Here is a 654-nt window from a genome sequence, read left to right on the forward strand (position 1 = left end):
CCTCGACAAACAGTTATTCCCCGGCCGTGATTACAGTACACAGCGGGTGTTGCCGCTGTGGGTGCAGGTGCACCTTGAGCTGCGCAGAAAAGGCGTCACCAAACTGCTGTTATGGCAGGAGTATCAGGCTGAACATGGCAGTAACGCGCTTGGCTACACGCAGTACTGCGAGCATTATCGCCGCTGGTGTGCTGTGCAAAAGCGCTCTATGCGACAGCATCATGAAGCCGGTGAGAAGCTGTTTATCGACTTCTGTGGCCCGACGGTGCCGATTGTGAATCCAGAAACAGGCGAGATAAAACCAGCTGCTATCTTCGTCGCCACAATGGGCGCATCAAACTACACCTATATTGAAGCCTGCGAAGGTCAGGATATGGGATCCTGGCTGATGGCAAACAGCCGCTGCCTGACGTTTTTAGGCGGCGTACCGGCGTTATTGATACCCGATAATCTCAAAGCGGCCGTTGATAAAGCCGATAAGTTCGAGCCGGTGCTTAACGACAATTACAAAGCTCTGGCCAGACATTATGGCTGTGCACTGATGCCCACCCGGCCACGTAAACCGCAGGGTAAAGGCAAAGTCGAATCGGCTGTACTGATAGTTGAGCGCTGGGTATTAGCCCGGCTGCGCCATCAGGTGTTTTACTCACTGGC

The 654-nt window shown here is 53.8% G+C and carries 1 protein-coding gene; it reads left to right on the top strand.

Going from position 1 to position 654, the window contains the following annotated elements:
* On the top strand, positions 1–654 hold a 654-nt coding region (gene istA / locus AAY72_RS11280), incomplete at both ends, for an IS21 family transposase (protein ID WP_156411321.1).

The sequence above is a fragment of the Alishewanella sp. WH16-1 genome, from assembly GCF_001441695.1.
Lineage (GTDB): Bacteria > Pseudomonadota > Gammaproteobacteria > Enterobacterales > Alteromonadaceae > Alishewanella > Alishewanella agri.